General features: G+C 69.4%; 21 protein-coding genes, 1 tRNA gene and 1 pseudogene. 11 read left to right on the top strand and 12 right to left on the bottom strand.

Annotated features, from left to right (window positions below):
• Positions 1-91 precede the first annotated feature (91 nt).
• On the bottom strand, positions 92-499 hold the full coding sequence (locus OG936_RS12325) for a hypothetical protein (protein ID WP_406494562.1): 408 nt from the start codon (positions 497-499) through the stop codon (positions 92-94).
• 123 nt (positions 500-622) lie between these two features.
• Here OG936_RS12325 and OG936_RS12320 point away from each other — a divergent pair, with 123 nt between their 5' ends.
• Genes OG936_RS12320 through OG936_RS12310 form a run of 3 tightly spaced genes read left to right on the top strand, consistent with a single transcriptional unit; the run spans position 623 to position 2,222 of the window.
• Positions 623-1,399: a Scr1 family TA system antitoxin-like transcriptional regulator gene (locus tag OG936_RS12320; protein ID WP_406494560.1), complete on the top strand. Its 777-nt coding sequence runs from the start codon at positions 623-625 to the stop codon at positions 1,397-1,399.
• A complete protein-coding gene (locus OG936_RS12315) occupies positions 1,396-1,647 on the top strand; it encodes a DUF397 domain-containing protein (protein ID WP_406494559.1) in 252 nt (83 codons plus the stop codon). The genes OG936_RS12320 and OG936_RS12315 overlap by 4 nt, the downstream gene beginning before the upstream one ends.
• An 11-nt stretch (positions 1,648-1,658) precedes the next feature.
• Positions 1,659-2,222, top strand: coding sequence for an AAA family ATPase (locus OG936_RS12310; protein ID WP_406494557.1), 564 nt, complete (start codon positions 1,659-1,661; stop codon positions 2,220-2,222).
• 82 nt (positions 2,223-2,304) lie between these two features.
• Here the strand turns inward: OG936_RS12310 and OG936_RS12305 are convergent, their stop codons facing one another.
• Complete coding sequence (locus OG936_RS12305) at positions 2,305-2,817, bottom strand: hypothetical protein (protein ID WP_406494555.1); 513 nt, start codon at positions 2,815-2,817, stop codon at positions 2,305-2,307.
• A gap of 283 nt (positions 2,818-3,100) precedes the next feature.
• Here OG936_RS12305 and OG936_RS12300 point away from each other — a divergent pair, with 283 nt between their 5' ends.
• Positions 3,101-3,616, top strand: coding sequence for a DUF1269 domain-containing protein (locus tag OG936_RS12300; RefSeq protein WP_406494554.1), 516 nt, complete (start codon positions 3,101-3,103; stop codon positions 3,614-3,616).
• A gap of 285 nt (positions 3,617-3,901) precedes the next feature.
• Here OG936_RS12300 and OG936_RS12295 read toward each other — a convergent pair.
• A tRNA-Cys gene (locus OG936_RS12295) sits at positions 3,902-3,976 on the bottom strand.
• A 186-nt stretch (positions 3,977-4,162) separates the two neighbouring features.
• Here OG936_RS12295 and OG936_RS12290 point away from each other — a divergent pair.
• The 3 genes from OG936_RS12290 to OG936_RS12280 all read left to right on the top strand — a co-directional run bounded on the left by OG936_RS12290 (position 4,163) and on the right by OG936_RS12280 (position 7,830).
• The gene (locus OG936_RS12290; protein ID WP_406494553.1) at positions 4,163-5,653 is read left to right on the top strand and encodes an MFS transporter; all 1,491 of its coding nucleotides are present in this window, start codon (positions 4,163-4,165) and stop codon (positions 5,651-5,653) included.
• Between the two features lie 16 nt (positions 5,654-5,669).
• Positions 5,670-5,924 (top strand): type II toxin-antitoxin system death-on-curing family toxin, encoded by a 255-nt coding sequence (locus OG936_RS12285; protein ID WP_406500415.1) that lies wholly within the window; start codon positions 5,670-5,672, stop codon positions 5,922-5,924.
• Positions 5,925-6,048: 124 nt separating this feature from the next.
• Positions 6,049-7,830 carry a DEAD/DEAH box helicase gene (locus OG936_RS12280; protein ID WP_406494552.1) on the top strand — a complete coding sequence of 594 codons (1,782 nt, stop codon included), beginning with the start codon at positions 6,049-6,051 and terminating at the stop codon, positions 7,828-7,830.
• A gap of 289 nt (positions 7,831-8,119) precedes the next feature.
• On the opposite strand, the gene OG936_RS12275 is transcribed toward OG936_RS12280, so the two are convergent.
• Positions 8,120-8,698, bottom strand: coding sequence for a hypothetical protein (locus tag OG936_RS12275; RefSeq protein WP_406494550.1), 579 nt, complete (start codon positions 8,696-8,698; stop codon positions 8,120-8,122).
• A gap of 312 nt (positions 8,699-9,010) precedes the next feature.
• Between OG936_RS12275 and OG936_RS12270 the strand changes: the two genes are divergently transcribed.
• The 4 genes from OG936_RS12270 to OG936_RS12255 all read left to right on the top strand — a co-directional run bounded on the left by OG936_RS12270 (position 9,011) and on the right by OG936_RS12255 (position 14,935).
• Complete coding sequence (locus OG936_RS12270) at positions 9,011-10,627, top strand: hypothetical protein (protein ID WP_406494549.1); 1,617 nt, start codon at positions 9,011-9,013, stop codon at positions 10,625-10,627.
• 267 nt (positions 10,628-10,894) lie between these two features.
• Positions 10,895-12,865 (top strand): hypothetical protein, encoded by a 1,971-nt coding sequence (locus OG936_RS12265; protein WP_406494547.1) that lies wholly within the window; start codon positions 10,895-10,897, stop codon positions 12,863-12,865.
• A gap of 335 nt (positions 12,866-13,200) precedes the next feature.
• The gene (locus OG936_RS12260) at positions 13,201-13,842 is read left to right on the top strand and encodes an IclR family transcriptional regulator (RefSeq protein WP_383756993.1); all 642 of its coding nucleotides are present in this window, start codon (positions 13,201-13,203) and stop codon (positions 13,840-13,842) included.
• 304 nt (positions 13,843-14,146) lie between these two features.
• Positions 14,147-14,935, top strand: a complete 789-nt coding sequence (locus OG936_RS12255; RefSeq protein ID WP_406494545.1) for a S16 family serine protease — start codon at positions 14,147-14,149, stop codon at positions 14,933-14,935.
• Here the strand turns inward: OG936_RS12255 and OG936_RS12250 are convergent.
• The 8 genes and pseudogenes from OG936_RS12250 to OG936_RS12215 all read right to left on the bottom strand — a co-directional run.
• A pseudogene (locus OG936_RS12250) lies at positions 14,865-15,215 on the bottom strand (MFS transporter); the annotation flags it as partial. The gene OG936_RS12255 and the pseudogene OG936_RS12250 sit on opposite strands and share 71 nt — an antisense overlap.
• A gap of 116 nt (positions 15,216-15,331) precedes the next feature.
• Entirely contained in the window at positions 15,332-15,529 is a 198-nt protein-coding gene (locus tag OG936_RS12245; protein ID WP_406494543.1) for a hypothetical protein, read from the bottom strand.
• 23 nt (positions 15,530-15,552) lie between these two features.
• Positions 15,553-16,161: an ArsR/SmtB family transcription factor gene (locus tag OG936_RS12240; RefSeq protein WP_406494541.1), complete on the bottom strand. Its 609-nt coding sequence runs from the start codon at positions 16,159-16,161 to the stop codon at positions 15,553-15,555.
• A gap of 97 nt (positions 16,162-16,258) precedes the next feature.
• On the bottom strand, positions 16,259-17,272 hold the full coding sequence (locus OG936_RS12235; protein ID WP_406494539.1) for a glycine betaine ABC transporter substrate-binding protein: 1,014 nt from the start codon (positions 17,270-17,272) through the stop codon (positions 16,259-16,261).
• Position 17,273: 1 nt separating this feature from the next.
• Positions 17,274-18,173, bottom strand: coding sequence for an ABC transporter permease (locus OG936_RS12230; RefSeq protein WP_406494538.1), 900 nt, complete (start codon positions 18,171-18,173; stop codon positions 17,274-17,276).
• Positions 18,170-19,369, bottom strand: a complete 1,200-nt coding sequence (locus OG936_RS12225) for an ABC transporter ATP-binding protein (protein ID WP_406500414.1) — start codon at positions 19,367-19,369, stop codon at positions 18,170-18,172. The genes OG936_RS12230 and OG936_RS12225 overlap by 4 nt, the downstream gene beginning before the upstream one ends.
• Before the next feature lie 100 nt (positions 19,370-19,469).
• Positions 19,470-20,117, bottom strand: coding sequence for an ABC transporter permease (locus OG936_RS12220; protein WP_383756977.1), 648 nt, complete (start codon positions 20,115-20,117; stop codon positions 19,470-19,472).
• Positions 20,118-20,132: 15 nt separating this feature from the next.
• Positions 20,133-20,606 (bottom strand): Lrp/AsnC family transcriptional regulator, encoded by a 474-nt coding sequence (locus tag OG936_RS12215; RefSeq protein ID WP_406494536.1) that lies wholly within the window; start codon positions 20,604-20,606, stop codon positions 20,133-20,135.
• Positions 20,607-20,690 lie beyond the last annotated feature (84 nt).

Here is a 20,690-nt window from a genome sequence, read left to right as displayed (position 1 = left end):
CCAATGCGCTGAGCGCCGCCGAACCATGACCATGGACGCATTCCGCGGCAGGACCGGCAGCTGACGGTCACCTTCCCTACCCGCGCCCGCCTCACCCCTCCTCCGGGGCCAACTGCGCCATCACCAGCCCGTACAGCAGCTCCACGTCCACGAACTCCCCTTCCTGCGGCGCCCCGCACCGCCAGCTGAGTGGGTACGTGTTGCCGTCCGGTGCGGGGATTCCCACGTACTGGTCCCGGGCGGCCGGCCCGAAGCACCTGGCGCCCGGCGGCCAGTCGTACTCCTTGCTCGACCCGGGCGGGATCAGGAAGTACGTCCACCGGGCGCCCGCGACCTCCCGTACGACCGGGCCCGGTTCGCCCTCGGTGAGCGTTCCGAGGTGCTGAAGCACTGCCTCGCCTCGTACGCCACGCAGCCGGATGGCATCGAAGTGGATGCCGGTCAGGTGAAGTTGGTGTCCGGCTGCGGGTACCCATTCGGGGAGTTTCTTGCTCGTCATGACCCCAAGCATCCCGGCGGCTGCATAGCGTGACCAGGAGGACGCGGTCCACATCGATGCGATGTGGGGAGGGTGGTGGTGACTGTGGGGACAAGTAGTGCGCCGTCGCAGGTGCGGCGGCTCGTGGGTGAACTGATCCGTATCCATCGGGTGCGGGCCGGGCTCACGCAGAAGGACGCGGCGGACAAGCTGTTGATCTCGGAGTCGCTGATGGGGGCGGTCGAGCGGGCGGAGCGCATCCCGGCGCTGGAACTGCTGGCCGACGCGGACCGGGTCTTCGTCGCGGGCGGTGCGCTGAAGGCGTGCGTCGAGTTGATCGACGAGGAGAAGTACCCGGCGAAGTTCCTGGACTGGGCGCGGCTGGAACGGCAGGCGCGGGTCATCAGCGCGTACGAGACGATGCTGATCCCGGGGCTGCTCCAGACGGAGGCGTACGCGTACGCCCTGTACCGGGCACGCAAACCCGCGTACACCGAGGACGAGATCGTCCGGCATGTCGAGGCGCGGCTGGAACGGCAGGCAGTGCTGATGCGCACGCCACCGCCGTACGTCGGGTTCGTCATCGAGGAGTCGATCCTGGAACGGACGCTCGGAGGTGCCGAGGTGTTGAAGGAGCAGTTGCTGCATCTCCTGGAGTGCATGCGGCGGATGAACCACCTGACGGTGCAGGTGATGCCGTCGGACCAGCACACGCACGCGGGATTGAACGGGCCGATGCAGTTGATGTGCACGGCGGAAGGCCGCAATCTGGTGTACGTGGAGGCGCAGGGCGGCGGTAGGTTGATCGCCAGGCCGGAGCAGGTGGGCGATACGTTCGACCTCTTCGGCATCCTGCGGGCCCAGGCGCTCAACCCCTGGAAGTCGGCGGAGATCATCGAAACGAAGGCGAGGCAACTGTGACCACCACCGGGCCCGAGCTCTCCTGGTTCAAGTCCAGCTACAGCAACAACGAAGGCGGCGCCTGCGTCGAAGTCGCCTACGACTGGCGCAAGTCCAGCTACAGCAACAACGAGGGCGAGGCCTGCGTAGAGGTGGCCACCTGCCCCCACACCGTCCATGTCCGCGACTCCAAGGTCGTCGACGGGCCGATCTTCGCCGTCGCCCCCGCCGCCTGGACCGCGTTCCTGGCGGGTGCCGTCGCAGGCTGACCGTGAGCGTGTTGCGAGCTGCTGACCCCGGTCCCGCCGTCATCCTCCTCACCGGCGTGATGGCCTCGGGAAAATCCACCGTCGCCCAGGCCCTCGCCGAGCGGCTGCCGAAGGCCGTTCATGTGCGCGGGGACGTCTTCCGGCGAATGGTGGTTTCGGGGCGGGCCGAGATGGTGCCGGGGGCGTACGAGGAGGCTGTCGCCCAACTCCGGCTCCGGTACCGGCTGTCGGCGATGACGGCCGATGCGTACGCGGGTGAGGGCTGGACCGCGGTGGTGCAGGACGTGGTGCTGGGAGAGGAGCTGGCCGGCTACGTCGGTCTCGTACGGACCCAGCCGTTGTACGTCGTCGTACTCGCCCCCGAGCCGCATGCCGTTGCCGAGCGGGAGGCCGGGCGGAGCAAGAGCGGTTACGGAGCCGGCTGGACGGTCGAATCGCTGGACCGGGTGCTGCGGGAGGAGACGCCGCGGATCGGGCTCTGGCTGGACACGACCGGGCAGACCGTGGAGCAGACGGTCGACGCGGTCCTTGCGGGTCTTGAGCGGGCGCGGGTGGTGGGAGGGCTGGAGGGCTGAGGCGGCAGGAGGTTCGACCACCCGCTTCGCCTCCGTCGACGCGCGCATCGACCCCACGGCCACGATTGCGGCGGTACCCCGGCTACTCCTCGTCCTCGTCGAAGTCGCCCAGCACGTCGGAGAGGTGCTGCTCGATGGGGTTGCCCAGCTCGTCTTCGGTGGAGAACAGTCCGTGCACGGCGCCCATCGGATAGATGGCCTCCTCCGTGTCCTCTCCGGGCGCCCCCACGCAGGGGTCGTCGATGACCCCTGACGGATCCACCTCCCCGAACAGGGACGGCAGTTCGGCGCCCTTCACGGCGAACGGCTCGAACTTCCACACCGCCCCCCGGGCGCGGCAAAGCACTTCCCCGATGTACCAGCATGCCCCTTGAAGGAATGCGTCGCGTCGCGCTGCGAGGCTCTCCGCGTCGCTGTCGTACTGGCTGCGGACGAGGTCTTCCAGTGGGTCCAGGGACTGGCGGGAGAAGTCCCATGTCCCGGGGGTGCTGGTGGCCTCGGCCCAGTGCTCGAAGTTCTGGGCGCGTTCGGTCAGCCACGCCGGCAAGTCGGGGTGGGTCTGCGGGTCGACGCCGTGGTCTGTGCGATCAGCCATGCCGCCCACTGTAGAGAGCCTCTCGAACAGTAGGAGCGAACTGTGCGTCCTGTCACGCCAGTTGGCGTGCCGCTCCTGAATTCCAGCTGCTCTACGGGAAGTTCGCAGAGCCCGACGGGGACATTGCCTCGGGGTTGCTCGCGTGGCGTAGGGGAGAAGAGACGCGGGCCGGAACGGACCGCTGAAGCGGTTGGAGGGCCGATGCATTCGGACCTAATATCTTATTTAACTACAGTTCCTCTATGGTTGGTGCGGTAACGCACCACGAGGAGGAGTCAGCCGCATGAGCAATCTTTTCGTCATCGCCTACGACGATCTCGCCACCGCCGACCAGGTCCGGGACAAGCTGCTGTCCATGAACCGCGAGCACCTTGTCGAGTTGGAGGACGTCGTCGTCGTCGAACGGCGTGAGAAGGACGGCAAGATCAAGCTGCATCAGGCCGTCAACCACGTGGGTACCGGTGCCGCGGGCGGTGCGCTGTGGGGGAGCGTCATCGGGCTGCTCTTCCTCGTGCCGTTCCTCGGTGCCGCGGTGGGCGCCGCGGCCGGCGCCGCCGGAGGGTCCGTCGTCGACACCGGTGTCAACGACGACTTCATGAAGGAGCTGAGCGCCAATCTCCGGCCTGGCGCCGCCGCCGTCTTCGTGCTCGTCAAGACATCCGTCCGCGACAGGGTCGTCCCCGAGATCGTCAAGTTCGGTGGTCAGCTCGTGCAGACCTCGCTCAGCAAGGAGGACGAGGCACACCTGCGGGAGATGGTGAAGGAAGCGCTCAAGGAAGAGCCGACGATCGCCTCCTGATCTCCGGACCGTACGAGAGAAGGCGACTGCCCGCGCCGCGCGTAGGGTGGTCGCCTTTCGTATGCGGGCACCCGATGCAGATCGGGGTTCCCCGCGGAAGTATGCCGTCCTTGTCGAACTCGGCGAATCCGAGCCGGTACCCGAGGACGTCGTCGACCGCCGCAAAGCACTGAAGGAATTCATCAACGGTTTCGCACCGTCCGCGCTCAGGGCCCAGGGGTGTTCCTGAAAACGCCGAGGCCCGCCCGGCGCGGCGTATGACGCGTGCTGGGCGGGCGTACTGTGTGGAGGCCGTGACCGGATTCGAACCGGTGTAACTCGAGTTGCAGTCGAGCCCCTGAACCACTCGGGCACACGGCCGTGTGTTCCTCGTTGTGGTTCGACCGTAGGGGCGGGTGTCCGCGCTGCTCAAGAGCGCGGGCCGGGCCGCAACGCGACTGCCATGTTCCGTTCACGATCGGCTCCGCGGTCCTACGACCAACGGACGAGCGGCGGCCCGCCTCGCGACAGGGCTCAACCAAGATCTTGCCCCTTACTCTTGGGCTCATGAGTGCCCTGGAACCACGAGCCGCCGACACCGACACGGACACCGAAACCGACACCGGGATCAATGCCGATGCGGCGTCGCCCGTTCCGGGTGCCGCGTCCGGCGGGGTGCTCGGGCGGACCTACCGGGCGCTCAGCGTCGGCATCGTCTCCGTGGTGTTCCTGATCGCCTTCGAGGCGACGGCCGTGGGGACCGCGATGCCGGTCGCAGCCCGTGAGCTGCACGGCATTCCGCTCTACGCGTTCGCGTTCTCCGCGTACTTCACCACCAGCCTGTTCGCCATGGTCCTGTCCGGGCAGTGGGCGGACCGGCGCGGGCCCCTGGCGCCGCTGGCCACCGGGATCAGTGCCTTCGGGGTCGGGCTCCTGCTGTCGGGCACGGCGGGCAGCATGTGGATGTTCATCGCCGGCCGGGCCGTCCAGGGGCTCGGCGGCGGACTCGTGATCGTGGCGTTGTACGTGGTGATCAGCCGGGCCTATCCGGAGCGCCTGCGGCCGTCGATCATGGCCGCGTTCGCCGCGAGCTGGGTGATCCCGTCCGTCGTCGGGCCACTCGCCGCCGGGAGCGTGACCGAGCACCTGGGGTGGCGGTGGGTCTTCATCGGCATCCCCGTCCTCGTGGTGTTCCCGCTGGCGCTCGCGCTGCCCGCGATCCGGCGCCGGGCGTCGGGGCCGGCCGATCCCGCGGCACCCGTCGAGCCGTACGACCGGCGCCGCATCCTTCTCGCGCTCGGGATGTCGCTGGGGGCGGGGCTGCTCCAGTACGCCGGGCAGGAGCGGAACTGGTTCGCGCTGCTGCCGGCGGTCGTCGGGTTCGGGCTGCTCGTCCCCGCCGTGCGCGGACTGCTGCCCCCGGGCACGGGCCGGGCGGCGCGCGGACTGCCCTCGGTGGTGCTGCTGCGCGGGGTCGCGGCCGGGTCGTTCATCGCCGCCGAGTCGTTCGTACCGCTGATGCTGGTGACCCAGCGCGGGCTGAGCCCCACGCTGGCCGGGCTCTCGCTCGCGGCCGGGGGCGGGACCTGGGCGCTCGGCTCGTACGTACAGTCCCGGCCGCGCCTCGAACCGTACCGGGAGCGTCTGATGGTGGGCGGCATGGTGCTGGTCGCCGCGGCGATCGCGGCCGCGCCGTCCGTGCTGATCGACTCGGTGCCGGTCTGGACCGTCGCCGTGGCCTGGGCCTTCGGATGCTTCGGCATGGGCATGGTGATCGCGTCGACGAGCGTGCTGCTGCTGAAGCTGTCGGCGCCGGAGGAAGCGGGGGCGAACTCGGCCGCGCTCCAGATCTCCGACGGGCTGTCGAACGTCCTGCTGCTGGCCGCGGGCGGGGCGGCCTTCGCCGCGCTCGGCGGCGGGGCCGTGGGGGCCGTGCACGGGGCGGTGGAGGCGGGGGCCTCGGGGTCTCATCCGGGGGCGTTCGCGGTGGTCTTCCTGCCGATGGCGGGGGTGGCGCTGGTGGGGGCGTGGGTGGCGACGCGGGTGCGGGAGCGCTGAGCGGTACTAACGTTGCATCGAGGCGTACTCGGATCTCTTCGAGAAAGCAGCTGCGCTGCTGCACTCGCTTGCCGTATCCCATCCCCTGGTGGATGGGAACAAGCCCATGGCCTGGATGTGCACGGTCGTGTTCCTCGACTTCAACGGTTCGGACATGGTCGACGTCGATCAGGACGATGCGTACAAGCTCGTCATCGAGGTGGCGACGGGCACCCTCGACGACGTCGGGTGCATCGCCCAGCGCCTGCGTTCCCTGCGCGCGGGCGTGTGACCTGAGTCGCACCCGCGCGGCCCCTGGGTCTGTTCGTACGAGGTTCGGTGCGGGGCGCCGGTAGGGTGGCCCGGTTGTCCTACGGACACCCCACCACGTACCCGAGAGACCCGAACCGGAGACCGTGACTACTACCGCCTCCCACCACCTCTCACCCGCCTTCCCCGGCCGCGCCCCCTGGGGCACGGCCGGCAAGCTGCGAGCCTGGCAGCAGGGCGCCATGGAGAAGTACATCCAGGAGCAGCCGCGCGACTTCCTCGCGGTCGCCACCCCCGGCGCGGGGAAGACCACCTTCGCGCTGACCCTCGCGTCATGGCTGCTGCACCACCACGTCGTGCAGCAGATCACCGTCGTCGCGCCGACCGAGCATCTGAAGAAGCAGTGGGCCGAGGCAGCGGCCAGGATAGGGATCAAGCTCGACCCCGAGTACAGCGCGGGCCCGCTGAGCAAGGAGTACCACGGCGTCGCGGTCACCTACGCGGGTGTCGGCGTCCGGCCGATGCTGCACCGCAACCGGTGCGAGCAGCGCAAGACCCTCGTGATCCTCGACGAGATCCACCACGCCGGTGACTCGAAGTCCTGGGGTGAGGCCTGCCAGGAGGCGTTCGACCCGGCCACCCGGCGGCTCGCGCTCACCGGTACGCCGTTCCGGTCCGACACCAACCCGATCCCCTTCGTCGTGTACGAGGAGGGCAACGACGGCATCCGGCGCTCCTCGGCCGACTACACCTATGGCTACGGCAACGCGCTCGCCGACGGCGTCGTCCGGCCCGTGATCTTCCTCAGCTACAGCGGCAACATGCGCTGGCGCACCAAGGCCGGGGACGAGATCGCGGCCCGGCTCGGCGAGCCGATGACCAAGGACGCCATCGGACAGGCCTGGCGCACCGCCCTGTCACCCACCGGGGACTGGATCCCCAATGTGCTGAGCGCCGCCGACAAGCGGCTGACCGAGGTCCGCAAGGGCATCCCGGACGCGGGTGGGCTCGTCATCGCCACCGACCAGGAATCGGCGCGCGAATACGCCAAGATCCTCAAGAGGGTCACCGGCGAGAAGGCCACGGTCGTTCTCTCCGACGAGAAGGCCGCGTCGAAGAGGATCGACAAGTTCAGCGAGGACGGATCGCGCTGGATGGTCGCCGTCCGCATGGTGTCGGAGGGCGTCGACGTGCCGCGCCTCGCCGTGGGTGTGTACGCCACCACCATCTCCACGCCGCTCTTCTTCGCGCAGGCCGTCGGGCGTTTCGTGCGCTCGCGCAGGCGCGGCGAGACGGCCTCGGTCTTCGTGCCGACCATCCCGATGCTGCTCGACTTCGCCAACGAGATGGAGGTCGAACGGGACCACGTCCTCGACAAGCCCAAGAAGGGCAGCGACGAGGAGAACCCGTTCGCGGAGGAGGACAAGCTCCTCGCCGACGCCGAGAAGCTGGAGGACGAGGAGACCGAGGAGCAACTGCCCTTCGAGGCCCTCGAATCCGACGCGGTCTTCGACCGGGTGCTCTACGACGGTGCCGAATTCGGCATGCAGGCCCACCCCGGGAGCGAGGAGGAGCAGGACTACCTGGGGATTCCCGGACTGCTCGAACCCGACCAGGTGCAGCTGCTGCTCCAGAAGCGGCAGACCCGGCAGATCGCGCACAGCCGCCAGAAGCCGGCCGGGGAGGCCGACCTGCTGGAGAAGCCGGCCGAGGCGCGGCCGGTGGTCACGCACAAGCAGCTGCTGGGGCTGCGCAAGCAGCTCAACACGATGGTGTCCGCGTATACGCACCAGAGCGGCAAGCCGCACGGGGTGATCCACACCGAGCTGCGCCGGGTGTGTGGCGGGCCGCCGAGCGCGGAGGCGACGGCCGGGCAGATCCAGCAGCGGATCCAGAAGGTCCAGGAGTGGGCCACGCGGATGAGGTGAGGACGCTCTCGTGACGTGCCGGCCCGGGGCGGGGACAGCGGTCCTCGCCCCGGGCCGGTGTCGTCAGTGCGGATGGGGTGCGGGTCAGGTGCGGATCGCGTACGGACCGGGTGCGGAGGGGTGCGGCTGCCGGACGCGACGTCGAACGGCTGCCGGACGCGACGTCGAACGGCTGCCGGACGGGAACGCTGAACGGCAGCCGGACGAAACGTCGAACGGCAGCCGGACGAGACGCTGAACGGCTGCCGGACGCGACAGGGAACGGACAACGGACGGGACGTCGAGACGGCTACCAGACGATCGGTGCGGACTGGATGGTCGTGGCCACACACGGAACCGTGGCCGACGTCGGGGACGAGGCCACGATCTGCAGTGACCAGTTGGTGGCGCTCGGCGCACCGGACAGCACCACGGAGTTCGTGGTGTCACCCGCGGCCAGGGTGCCGGAGGTGAGCTTCAGCGGCCCCAGGGTGATCGGGTTGGGGTAGGCCATGCCGGGGTTGAGCTTTCCGGAGAACTGCACCTGACTGGTGGCGCCGCCCGAGGTCTTGGTGAGCTTGAGCGTCGCCGTGATGCTGTTCGGGTCGGCACTGGTGCCGGGCGGCATGGTGATCTCGGAGGAGGTGATCTTGATGGTCTTGGACGTGCCCGAGTCGGCGGGGGTCAGTCTGGCCTGACCGTGGCCCCAGGTTCCGCAGTCGTAATTGGCCGTTACGTAGGCCGGGGTCACCGCCTGGGCCGTCGGGGCCAGAGCGAGGGCGCCGGCCACGGCACAGGCCGCGGCCAGCACCAACGGGAGGCGTCTTCGGCCCGGCGAGTGCGGGGCCGCCGTCCGTACGGCCGATGACCGTACTGAAGGGATTGACATGACGGGAGGAACTCCTTCCGGTTGAATTCCGCGGATTCGAAGAAATCGCCGTTTGCGATCTTCTTGCGGATCTGCGTGCCGGGCCCGGCATGTCGGGTGCAGTGAAACTGTGATCTTCAGAGATGTCAAGAGATGTCAACAGGTGCGTGGAAAGTATCTGCGGAAATGCTTTTCGGGCATTTTAGATAACGATCATTCTCCGGATGATGATCCGTCAATTCTCTCTTGACTTCTCTGCGTGCGACCTCCTCAATGTGCGCAAATCAATGGGCCATGGAGGGGTGTCTGGTGATTCGACGACGAAGACCTGGCGTGACCGGTCTGCTCGCTGCCTGCTTCGTACTGTGCCTGAGCTGTGTCGGGGCCACCGCCCAGGCGGCCGGGGCGGTGGGGTCGCAGGCCGCCGGTACGGTCACCCCGACCGTCCACTGCACGCTGCCCGCCGGCCAGGGCGAGGCGACCGGCCCGCAGGAGATGACCGTCGAGCTGTCGCCCGCGGTCGTCGCTCCGGGTGGCAAGGTGCACGCCAAGGTCACGCTGGGTCCGTCCCCCGCCACCAGTGGTCTGCCGCTGGAAGACGTGCCGACCATCCCCAGCCTCGACCTCGCGATGTCGGGCGGGGCCACCGGCACCGTCACCGTGCGGGGCGCCGAGTTCACGATGGACATCCCGTCCGGGACGCCCATCGAAATCCCGCCGTACGAGGGCGACTTCCTGGTCCCCGCGAACGCCTCGGGGGAGATCTCCTTCGCCCCGGTCCGTACGCTGACGCAGACCAAGGTGCTCGGCTCGGTCTTCGAGACGCCCTGCGACGTGGTCGACGGCGGCAGCTCGATCGGCACCGTCACGGCGGAGGGCACCGGCTCCGAGCCCGCCACCCTGACCGCCCCCGCCGACCCCGTACGCCCCAACACCCCCGTCACCCTGAGTGGTTCGGGCTGGACGCCGGGCGGCAGCCCCGTACCCTCGCTCTGCGCGAAGGGGGGCGGCGGCTGCGACCCGCTGAAGTTCGGGAGCCACACCCTCACCATCGACAGCTACGGAACGCTGCACGGCACGGCCACCCTCGCGGAGGCCGGGGCGGTGCCGGACGGCACGTACGAGGTGAAGGTCAACGACGGCACGAAGGAAGCCACCGCTCCCCTCACCGTCAAGGCCGTCGCGGCCGGCGACCGCGAGATCTCGCTCTCGCGGAGCAGCGGACCCGTCGGCAGTGTGATCACGGTCAGCGGAAAGAACTACAACCCGGACCGCTGGATCAATGTCATCGGGCTCGACGCGACGGGCACCGGGCTGGACGACAGCGCGGTGTACGTCAAGAGCGCCTCGGACGGCACGTTCGCCGTCGAGTTCACCGTGATCTCCGATGCCGTCGTCGCCGTCCAGGCCGACGAGGGCAACGATCCCGCCACCGTACGGACCAGCCCGTTCACCGTCATCACGGGCGGAGGAGGGGGCGGTGGCAGCGCCGACCAGAAGCTGAACACCTCGGTCCGGGCCGGGACGCTGTCCATGGTCCAGGACGGCGACACCGTCGACTTCGGTACGACGGTCCTGGGCACCGGCAGCGGGGTGCAGCGCGCCCGGCTCAACCGGGTCGAGGTGGAGGACGCCCGCGGCGTCAACAGAGGCTGGTCCCTGACCGCCACCCTCACCGGGTTCACCAGCGCCGACGGGGACACCATCCCGGCGGGCGCCGTCCGGTGGACGCCCAAATGCGCGGCGCAGAACGGGAGCGTGGGCGTGCCGGTGGCCGGATCGCCCGCCGCGCTCGGGAGCGAGGCGGCGAGTCTCTGCCGGATGAATCCGGACGGCTCCCGCCCGTTCACCGGCGGCCGGTTCGACGCCGACGCCGATCTCGTACTGACGGTGCCCACAACCACCCGGCCCGGAGATTACAGCGCCACTCTGACGCTCACCCTTCTCTGAGGGCCGCCAGGGATCCGAGAGCCGCCAGGTAAAGGTCCGAGGGCCGCCAGGTAAAGGTCCGAGAGCCGCCAGGTAAAGGTCCGAGAGCCGCCAGGGAAGGAAGGAAAGGCGCGTACCCGGAGACGCCCGCCCGCTCCGTTTCGCAAGGAGCAGGCGGGCGTCGCCCATGTCGAATTCGGAGATCCCGTAGCAGGAGATTTCCTGTAATCACCAAGGAGCCGCATGTCATTACTGCCGAGATCGAGAAGAATGGAAAGGCCGGGTGCGGTGTTACGCCGGGCCGTCGCCCTCACCACCGGAGCCGTGCTCGTCTGGACCGGCGGAGCCGTCGCAATCGCCCCCGCCGCCCTCGCCGGCACCGTCACCCCGACCGTCCACTGCACCCTGCCGGCCGGTCAGGGTCAGGCCACCGGTCCGCAGCAGATGAGCGTCGACCTCTCGCCGGCCATCGTCGACCCGGGCGGCAAAGTACACGCCAAGGTCACCCTCGGCCCGTCGCCCGCCACCAGCGGACTCAGCCTGAGCGATGTGCCCACCACCCCCAGCATCGACCTCGCCATGTCGGGCGGCGCGACCGGCACGGTCACCGTCACCGGACCCCAGATCAACCTCACCATCCCGTCCGGGAAACCCATCGAAATCCCGCCGTACGAAGGGGACTTCATCATCCCCGCCAACGCGAGCGGACCGATCTCCTTCACCCCCGTGCGCAATCTGACACGTACGAAGGTGCTCGGCTCCACCTACGAGACCCCGTGCGACGTGGTCGGCGGCGGCGGCTCCATCGGCACCGTGGACGCCAAGGGCACCGCGGGCCTGCCCGCCACCCTGACCGCGCCGACCACCGCCGTCCGGCCGTCCACCGCGGTCGCCCTGTCCGGCAGCCTGTGGACCGCCGGCGCCACCCCCGTACCGTCCCTGTGCGCGGCGGACGGAGGGGGCTGCGACCCCGGCAAGTTCGTCTCCGGCACGCTCGCGATCAGCGGCTCGGGCGAACTGACCGGAAACGCGGTGCTCGCCGCCGCGGGCACGGTGCCCGACGGCTCGTACCTGGTGAAGGTCGGCGACGGTACGAAAGAGGCGACCGCACCCCTGACCGTCAAGGCGTACGTCCCCGGCGGCCCGCGGACCATCGCGCTCTCCCGCTCCGGCGCCCCGCTGGGCAGCGTCATCGAGGTCACCGGCAGCAACTACTTCCAGGACCGGTGGATCAACACCGTCGGCCTGGACGCGAGCGGCGCGACGCTCGATGACACCGCCGTCTACGTGAAGAGCACCCCCGAGGGCAAGTTCAGCGTCGACTTCACCGTCTCCGACCCGGCCATCGCCTCGATCCAGGTCGACGAGGGCAACGATCCGACCACCGTACTGACCACACCGTTCACCGTGACCGACGCCTCCGCGACACTCTCCGCGGGCGCGGCGAAGGTCAAACCCGGCGGGACGATCACCCTCTCGGGCGGCGACTGGCCGACCGGCACCACCCCCTCCGCCGCGCTCTGCGCCGCCGACGGCAGCGCCTGTGACAGTGCCCGGATCAGCGGCTCCACCCTCCGGATCAACGCGGACGGAACGCTCGCCGGTACGGTCACCGTGGCCGGATCCACCCCGCGCGCTGTGTACGCGCTCCAGGTCACCGCCGGGGGAGCGCAGGCCCTCACCCCGCTGACCGTCGCCCCGACCTTCGTCGTCCTCACCCCGTCGGCAGGCCCGAAGGGCACCGCCGTCACCGTCCTCGGCCAGGGCTTCGCGAAGGTGGCCACCGTGTCCATCGTCGGGCTGCGGGCCGACGGATCACAGACGTCCGACCCGGTGAAGACCAAGGTGGTCGGGCTGGACGGGGCGTTCTCGCAGACCTTCACCGTCAACGCCTCCGACACCGTCGCGATCCGGGTCCGGGAGGTCCTCGTCAACCCGCGCACCGAGACGGCGGCGTTCACCGTCCAGGACGGGACCGCCCCCGCCGGGCCGGCCTTCGCGCTGTCGCCGCCCGAGGGGCCCGTCGGTACGGTGGTCCAGGTGACCGGCCGGGGCTTCGCCCCCGTCGCCACGGTGTCGGTGACCGGCCGCACCGCCGACGGGAAGCAGACCTCGGACTCGTACGTCACCCGGGTCATCGGACTCGACGGCACTTTCGCCCTGAACTTCACCGTCCGCGACCCCGCGACGAGGGCGATCAGGGCCTGCGAGGTGCTCGTGAACGGAAAAATTGTGCAGCAGTCGTTCACGGTGGGTTAACGGCCGTTCGCGTCTGGTGTACGGAGTGTTGCCGAGCCGTCGGCCGACCTGGACGCGCGTAGACGTTCAGGTTTCGGCCGACGCGCCACTGACCGGCGCTTATGCTTTTTCACCGCAACTCCACTTCCGCTGACGCCCGGATTCTGGACGAGGTCTTCCGCTGAGCGGACTAGCTCGCTACTGTCCCCAAAAACGAACGCCCCGTGGCAATGCCGCCGCGGAGCGCAGCCGGTGCCTTGGCCAGGCCGGCGGCCTCTCCGTACGTCGCCGCTGGGACCGGCGGCGCACATTCCATGGGACCAGCCGCCGCCGCTCACCACAGAGGAGAGGGCGTCGTGACCGCGGAGACCTCCCAGACGCTCGACCGGGGACTACGGGTCCTCAAACTGCTCGCCGACACCGACCACGGCCTGACCGTCACCGAGTTGTCCAACAAACTCGGCGTCAACCGGACCGTGGTCTACCGTCTGCTGGCCACCCTGGAACAACACGCCTTGATACGCCGCGATCTGGGCGGCCGGGCCAGGGTGGGCCTGGGCGTGCTGCGCCTTGGCCGCCAGGTCCATCCGCTCGTACGGGAAGCCGCGCTGCCCGCGCTGCGGTCCCTCGCGGAGGACATCGGGGCCACTGCCCACCTCACGCTGGTCGACGGCAGCGACGCGCTGGCCGTCGCGGTCGTCGAGCCGACCTGGACCGACTACCACGTGGCCTACCGGGCCGGCTTCCGCCACCCGCTGGACCGGGGCGCCGCCGGCCGGGCGATCCTCGCCGCCCGCAAGAAGCCGGTGGGCGAGACCGCCTTCACCCTCACCCACGGCGAACTGGAGGCCGGGGCGAGCGGGGCGGCGGCCGCCCTGGTCGGGGTGACGGGCGTCGAGGGCAGCGTCGGCGTGGTGATGCTCGCCGACTCCGTACCCGAACGCGTCGGCCCCCGCGTCGTGGACGCGGCCCGCGAGGTCGCGGACGCACTGAGGTAGGGCAAACGGTGGGGGCCGGGCGGTTGCATATACCGTGGCCGACCGGCCTACCCGGCCTGTCGCGTGTGGCGGCCGGGCGGGCCACATCAAGCCCGTCCGGCGATTGAGGACGAATCGGCGGGTCGGGCGTGCCCGGCCTGTCGCGTGTTGCGGCGGGGTGGCTAAATCGAGCCCGTCCGGCGATTGAGGACAAAGCAGCCGACCGGACGACCCCGGCCGCTCACGGAGCGCGGGCAGTCCGGGCAGGACCGGGACGCCCTACCACCCGGCCCACACATCCCGCCCCGGCGGCTAGATTGGGCGGGTGCTCACTCGTCACTCGCGCCCCCGCACCCTCGCCCTGTGCGCCTTGCCCGTCCTCGCCCTGTTCGGCGTGGCCGCCCTCGCGCCGCTGCCGTTCACGCTGGCGCAGCCCGGCACGACCGCGAACGTGCTCGGGAAGGACCACGGCACCCCCGTGATCAGCATCAAGGGCGCGCCCACCCGTCCCACCAAGGGTGAGCTGCGGATGACGACGATCATCGCGACCGGGCCGAACGCCGATGTCGGCGTCGGCGAGGTGATCGACGGCTGGTTCCGTACGGACCGGGCGGTCCTGCCCCGCGAGTCCGTCTACCCGACCGGCGGCTCCGAGAAGGAGATCGAGAAGCACAACCTCGAAGACATGCGGAAGTCGCAGAACTCCGCCGTCGACGCGGCCCTCAACTACCTCGGCAAGCCCAAGGGCTCGGTCGACATCACCCTGCACCTCGCCGACGTGGGCGGCCCCAGCGCGGGCCTGTTCTTCGCGCTCGGCATCGTCGACAAGCTCGACGGCGACGGCTCCGGCGGCGATCTGACCGGTGGCCGCACCGTCGCGGGTACCGGCACGATCCAGGCGAACGGCGAGGTCGGGGCCGTTGGTGGGGTGTCACTGAAGACGCAGGCCGCGCGCCGTGACGGTGCGACTGTCTTCCTCGTCCCGAAGGCCGAGTGCAGGGAGGCGGGCGCGGAGCTGCCCAAGGGGCTCCGGCTGATCCCGGTCACGACCCTGAAGAGCGCGGTGTCCTCGCTCCAGGCGCTGGAGCACGGACGTAACGTCCCGAGCTGCTGACCTGGACGGCCGTGGACGGTACAGCAGCCTCCGCCGCCGCGTCCCCGGTCCCGGTTCCGTCCCCGGCCCCCGCCCCGTCCATCGTGCGCCACGCCGGGAACACCAGCGGGCTCAGCGTCGCCAGCAGGTACACCCCGCCCATCGCCAGCAGCGCACCCCGCGCGCCCGCGCTCTCCACCAGCAGGCCCGCCGCGAGACCACCCACCGGCATGGCCGGTTCGCCGCCCGCCGTGAGGACCCCGGAGACCCGGCTGCGCAGTTCATCGGGCACGCTGCCGTAGAAGAAGCGAGCGGCCTGCGGTCACGGCTCTCGGTGTGCGCGTCGACGGGTGTGTCGGTGTCTGTGTTGTCGTGCGCGCTCTCGTGTGCGTTCTTCCTCCCCCCCCGTCCATGGCTCTAGGCCGTTCGAGGCGAGTGAGCCGACAGCGTGGGCCGGTTCGGTATCAGGCGCAGGCCCAACTCGACCATGGTCCAGCCCAATTGGGTCCGCAGGTCCTTGCGCGGGGCGCGCGGCGCCAGGCGGGACTCGTCGGCCTGGTGGTGCAGTTCGGTGGAGCGGGCCCTGTGCAGCTGCAGGTGCGTCTCGGCGTTCATGGCGAGGGGTCCCTTCGGTCGGTTCAGGCGTTGGGGCGGGGGAAGAGATGCGTATGCGTACGGACCATGGCCGAGCCCTCGGTGCCCTCGGGGACACGTCCGCGATAGCTGTTGACCAGGTCGTGGATCTTGTGGGCCAGTTCGCTGGTGAGCTCAGGGGTGAGCCGGATCTTGAAGTCGCTGAGGTCCCAGTTCTGGGTCCACTCCTCGGGCCACTCGTGCATCGTGCCGAGCCAGGTGTTGAGCTCCTGGGCATGGGTCGTGGCGAGCTCGTGGAGTACGACGTTCATCGCGCCGCGGACCTCGGGGTCGGCGTCCCGCATGATCCTGGTGTCGAAGGCGCTGCCGGAGTGCGCCGCCCGCCACCACCGCTCGCGCCCCTTGCCGAGCTCGGGGTCGTCCTCCACGAAGCCGTAGGTGGCCAGCTGGCGCAGGTGATAGCTGGTGGCGCCGCTGGACTCGCCGAGCCGGTCGGCGAGGCCGGACGCGGTGGCGGGGCCGAACTCCCGGAGCGCGTTGAGTAGTCGGATGCGCAGGGGGTGGGCGAGCCCGCGCAGGGTGCGGGCATCGATGTTGAGGATCTTCTGATCGTCGGCGGCGGTGTCGCTGCCGGCGGCTTCTGTCGCTGCCATGCCTCAACGGTAGACTTGCAAAGACAGCTTTGCAAGTCTTTCTTTGCATCGACTCCTTTGTAACTCGGGGAAGCCCCCGCCGGCGGCCCTCACCCCCTCACCCCTTCTTGTTCTCGATGAACCCCTCCCGGATCAGCCAGCCCTTCGCCACCTCGTGCGGGTCCTGCCCTTCGACGTCCACCTTCGCGTTGAGTTCCCGCGCGACCTCCGTCGTCAGCTTCTTGCTGAGCGGGTCGAGCAGCCCCGCGATCTGCGGGTACTTCTCGAAGGTCTTGGTGTGAATGACGGGCGCCGCGTTGTAGTTGGGGAAGAAGTGCTTGTCGTCCACGAGAACTTCCAGGTCCATGGCCTTGATCCGGCCGTCCGTGGTGTACACCTCGCCCAGCAGGCAGGAGTTCGACTTCGAGACCTGGGTGTAGATGATCCCGGCGTCCATCTTCTTGATGTTGGCGGCCGGCAGGGACATCCCGTACGCCTTCTCCATGCCCAGCAGTCCGTCGTCGCGCGAGGCGAACTCGTTCTCCACGCAGATCGTCACCGCCGACGGGTTCTTCTTCGACAGCGCGGCGACGTCGGAGAGCGTCTTCAGGTGGTACTTCGCGTTGTTCTTCCGGCTGATGGCGAGCGCGTAGGTGTTGTTGAGGGTGGACTGCGGCAGCCACGTCACCCCGTTCTTCCGGTCCTCGTCCCGGACCGCCTCCCATTGCTTCAACGGGTCGGCGATCGGCTTCGCGTGACCCAGGTAGGTGATCCAGCCGGTGCCCGTGTACTCGTACATCGCGTCCGCGCCGCCCTTGACGATCGCCTCGCGCGCACTGATCGAACCGGGCAGGTTCGTCCGGTCCAGGACCTCCGCCCCGGCCGCTTTGAAGACCAGGCCGATCATCTGGCCCAGGACGATGTTCTCGCTGAAGTTCTTCGAGGTGACGGTCAACGAGGCACCGTCCAGCGGCTTCCCCCGGCCGACGGAGCCCGGCACCACGTCGTCCACCATCGGCGAGCCGCTCTTCAGCCCGCACCCGGCGAGCGCCGGCGCCAGCGCCACCACCCCCACGAGCCAGGCACGCACCCTCCGTCGGGCCTTCGCACCCCGCCTCGTCCCCGCGCCCATCTCACCCCACCTCCAGCCCGCGCGGTGTCAGCGCCACCTCGACCAGCGACGCCAGCCAGTCCACCAGCAGCGCCAGCACCACCGTCAGTACGGAACCGAGCACCAGCACCGGCATCCGCTGGGTCTGGATGCCCGAGGTGATCAGGTCCCCGAGACCGCCGCCGCCGACGAAGGTGGCCAGGGTCGCGGTGCCGACATTGAGCACCAGCGCCGTCCGTACACCGGCCAGGATCAGCGGGACGGCAAGCGGCAGTTCGACCTTCGCGAGCGTCCCCATCGCCGACATGCCGATGCCGCGCGAGGCCTCCACCAGGTCCGGTGCGATCGCCTTCAGACCGGCCACCGTGTTGGAGAACACCGGCAGCACCGCGTAGATCACCATGCCGATGATCGCCGTCGACGGGCCGATGCCCAGCCAGATCACCAGCAGCGCCAGCAGACCGATCGCCGGGGTCGCCTGCCCGATGTTGGCGAGCGCCGTGACCAGCGGGGCGCCCCTGCGCAGCCTGCGCCGGGTCAGTGCGATCCCCAGCGGGATGGCGATGATCAGCACCCAGAACGTCGAGATCGCGGTCAGCTCCACATGCTGCCACCAGCGCAACTGCACATTGCCGCCGGTGAGCGAATTCCTCGCGATCGAGTCGAGGGGGATGTTGGTGATCCACAGGTAGGTGATGACCAGGACGATCACGAGCGCGGCCGGCAGCACCACCAGTTTCTGCCAGGTGATCCGGCGCCGCGGCCGTTCCGGTGGCGGCGGGGGTTCCTCCTCCTCGTCGCGGAAGGCGTGGCCCTTGACGTCGTGTTCGCCGGGCGGACGGTCCTTGTCGGACGAGGGCACCCGGCGGGGGGAACGCGCCGTACGCGACGAACCGGAATCGAGCGGGGAGTCGGGATTCATCCGTCCGCACCGCCTTCCAGCTCCTGTTCGGTCTGGTGGGAGCGGAGTTCCTCCAGGTCGTGCTGGTGCTCGATGGCGGTGAGCCGGTCGGCCTCCAGCAGCTCATGGACGGAATTCATCAGGGTGTGCATGTCGACGACCCCGATGAACTCGCCGCGCCGCCCGGTCACCGCGACCCGCCCCCCGCTGTCGATCAGCACCGCCTCCAGCGCGTCGTGCAGCGTCGCGTCGCGCGTCACCGTGTCATGGACCAGCTGCCCGGCCCGCGCCAGCGAACCCCGGGCCCGCATCAGGTCGCCGCGCCGCAGCCACTTGTACGGGCGGTTCCTGCGGTCCAGCATCAGGAGCTCGTTGTGCAGACTGCTGCGCAGCGTGTTGAAGATCGACTGGAGCGGGTCGTCGACCGTCACCGTCGGGAACTGGGCGATCTCCACATCCCGTACGCGGGTGAGGTTGAGCCGTTTCAGCGCCGCCCCGGCACCGACGAAACCCGAGACGAAGTCGTCCGTCGGGTTGGTGAGGATCGCCTCCGGAGTGTCGAACTGCGCGATGTGCGAACGCTCCCGCAGTACGGCGATCCGGTCACCCAGCTTGATCGCCTCGTCGAAGTCGTGGGTGACGAAGACGATCGTCTTGTGCAGCTCGTGCTGGAGCCGGATCAGCTCGTCCTGGAGGTGGTCGCGGGTGATCGGGTCGACCGCGCCGAATGGTTCGTCCATCAGCAGCACCGGCGGGTCGGCCGCCAGGGCCCGTGCCACGCCCACCCGCTGCTGCTGTCCGCCGGAGAGCGCACGCGGGTAGCGGCCGTGGAACTCCCGGGGATCGAGGCCGACGAGATCGAGCATCTCCTCGACCCGGTCCTTCACCTTCGGCTTCGACCAGCCGACCATCTTCGGTACGAGGGCGATGTTCTCCGCGACCGTCATGTGCGGGAAGAGCCCGGACGACTGGATCGCGTAACCGATCTTGCGGCGCAGCCTCACCGGGTCGATGTCGGTGACGTCCTCGTCGTTGATCCTGATCCGCCCGGACGTCGGCTCGATCAGCCGGTTGATCATCTTCAGGGTGGTGGACTTCCCGCAGCCGGACGGGCCGACGAAGATCACGGTCTCGCCCGCCTTGATGTCCATCGTGACGTTGTCCACCGCCGGGTTCGGATTGCCCGGGTAGCGCTTGGTCAGATTGTCCAGGTGGATGGTGGCGCCGGAGGTGGTGTGTGTCGTCCCGGCACGGTAGGCGGTGCCGGCGTCGGTGCTCCCGGCAGGCCCGGACCCGGTCGTCCCGGCGTCGGCGGTCTCAGGCACGAATCCCCCTAGGGATGGTGAGCCGCCCGAGCAGGACGTACGCGGCGTCGAACAGCAGGGCGAGGATGACGATGCCGAGCGTGCCCGCGAGCACCTGATTGATCGCGTTGGCGCTGCCCAGCGAGGCGATGCCGCGGAAGATCTCGTTGCCCAGGCCCGGGCCCGACGCGTACGCGGCGATGGCGGCGATGCCCATCAGCATCTGGGTGGAGACCCGGATGCCGGTGAGGATCGGCGGCCAGGCGATCGGCAGTTCCACCCGGAACAGCCGGGCGGGCCGCGACATCCCGATGCCCTTCGCCGCATCGACGAGCGCCGGATCGACCCCCCGCAGCCCCACGATGGAGTTACGGACGATCGGCAGCAGCCCGTACAGCGTCAGAGTGACCACCGTCGGCGGGACCCCCAGCCCGACCAGCGGGATGAGCAGACCGATCGCGGCGAGGGACGGAATGGTGAGGATCGTCGCCGTCGACGTGATCGCCAGCGAACCCGCCCACCCGCTGCGATAGGTGACGACCCCGATCAGGATGCCCAGCACGGTGGCGATGACCATGCACTGGAATACCGCGCTGATGTGCTGGAACGCGTCGGTGAGCAGCTGTTGGTGCCGGTTGCCCAGATACTCCCAGAAGCTCACACGTCACTCCTTGGCTCAGTCGTCGTCCTCCGCGGCCTGCTCGACGAGCGGGATGATGCGCAGCGGAACCGGGTTCTCCATGACGATGGCCGTGGAGGCCCGGACGATGCCATCAAAACCGACAACCCGGTCGATCACCCGCTGGAGATCGGCGTTGGAACGCGCCACGAGACGGCAGAGCATGTCGCCGTGCCCGGTGGTGGTGTGCAGCTCCAGCACCTCCGGAACACCGGCCAAGTGCGCCCGTACGTCCGCTCCTTGACCCTGCTTGATCTCCAGCGTGGCGAACGCCGTGACCGGGTAGCCGAGCGCCGCCGGATCGACGGTCGGGCCGAATCCGCGGATGACTCCATTCGACTGAAGGCGGTCGAGCCGCGCCTGCACCGTCCCCCGCGCCACGCCGAGCCGGCGCGAGGTCTCCAGAACGCCGATGCGGGGTTCGCGCGCCAGCAGTACGATGAGCCGGCCGTCCAGATGATCGATCGCCATGGTGCGTCTCCGGGGGGTCACTGTGATGGTCATCATGTACAGATAGCCCGGCCATCATCCCCATTCGCTGTGCAGATTGCCCAG

Origin of the sequence: Streptomyces sp. NBC_00846, assembly GCF_045207325.1 — a bacterium.
Lineage (GTDB): Bacteria > Actinomycetota > Actinomycetes > Streptomycetales > Streptomycetaceae > Streptomyces.
Note: the sequence above shows the minus strand (reverse complement) of the source record. Positions and strands in the feature narration are given on the sequence as shown.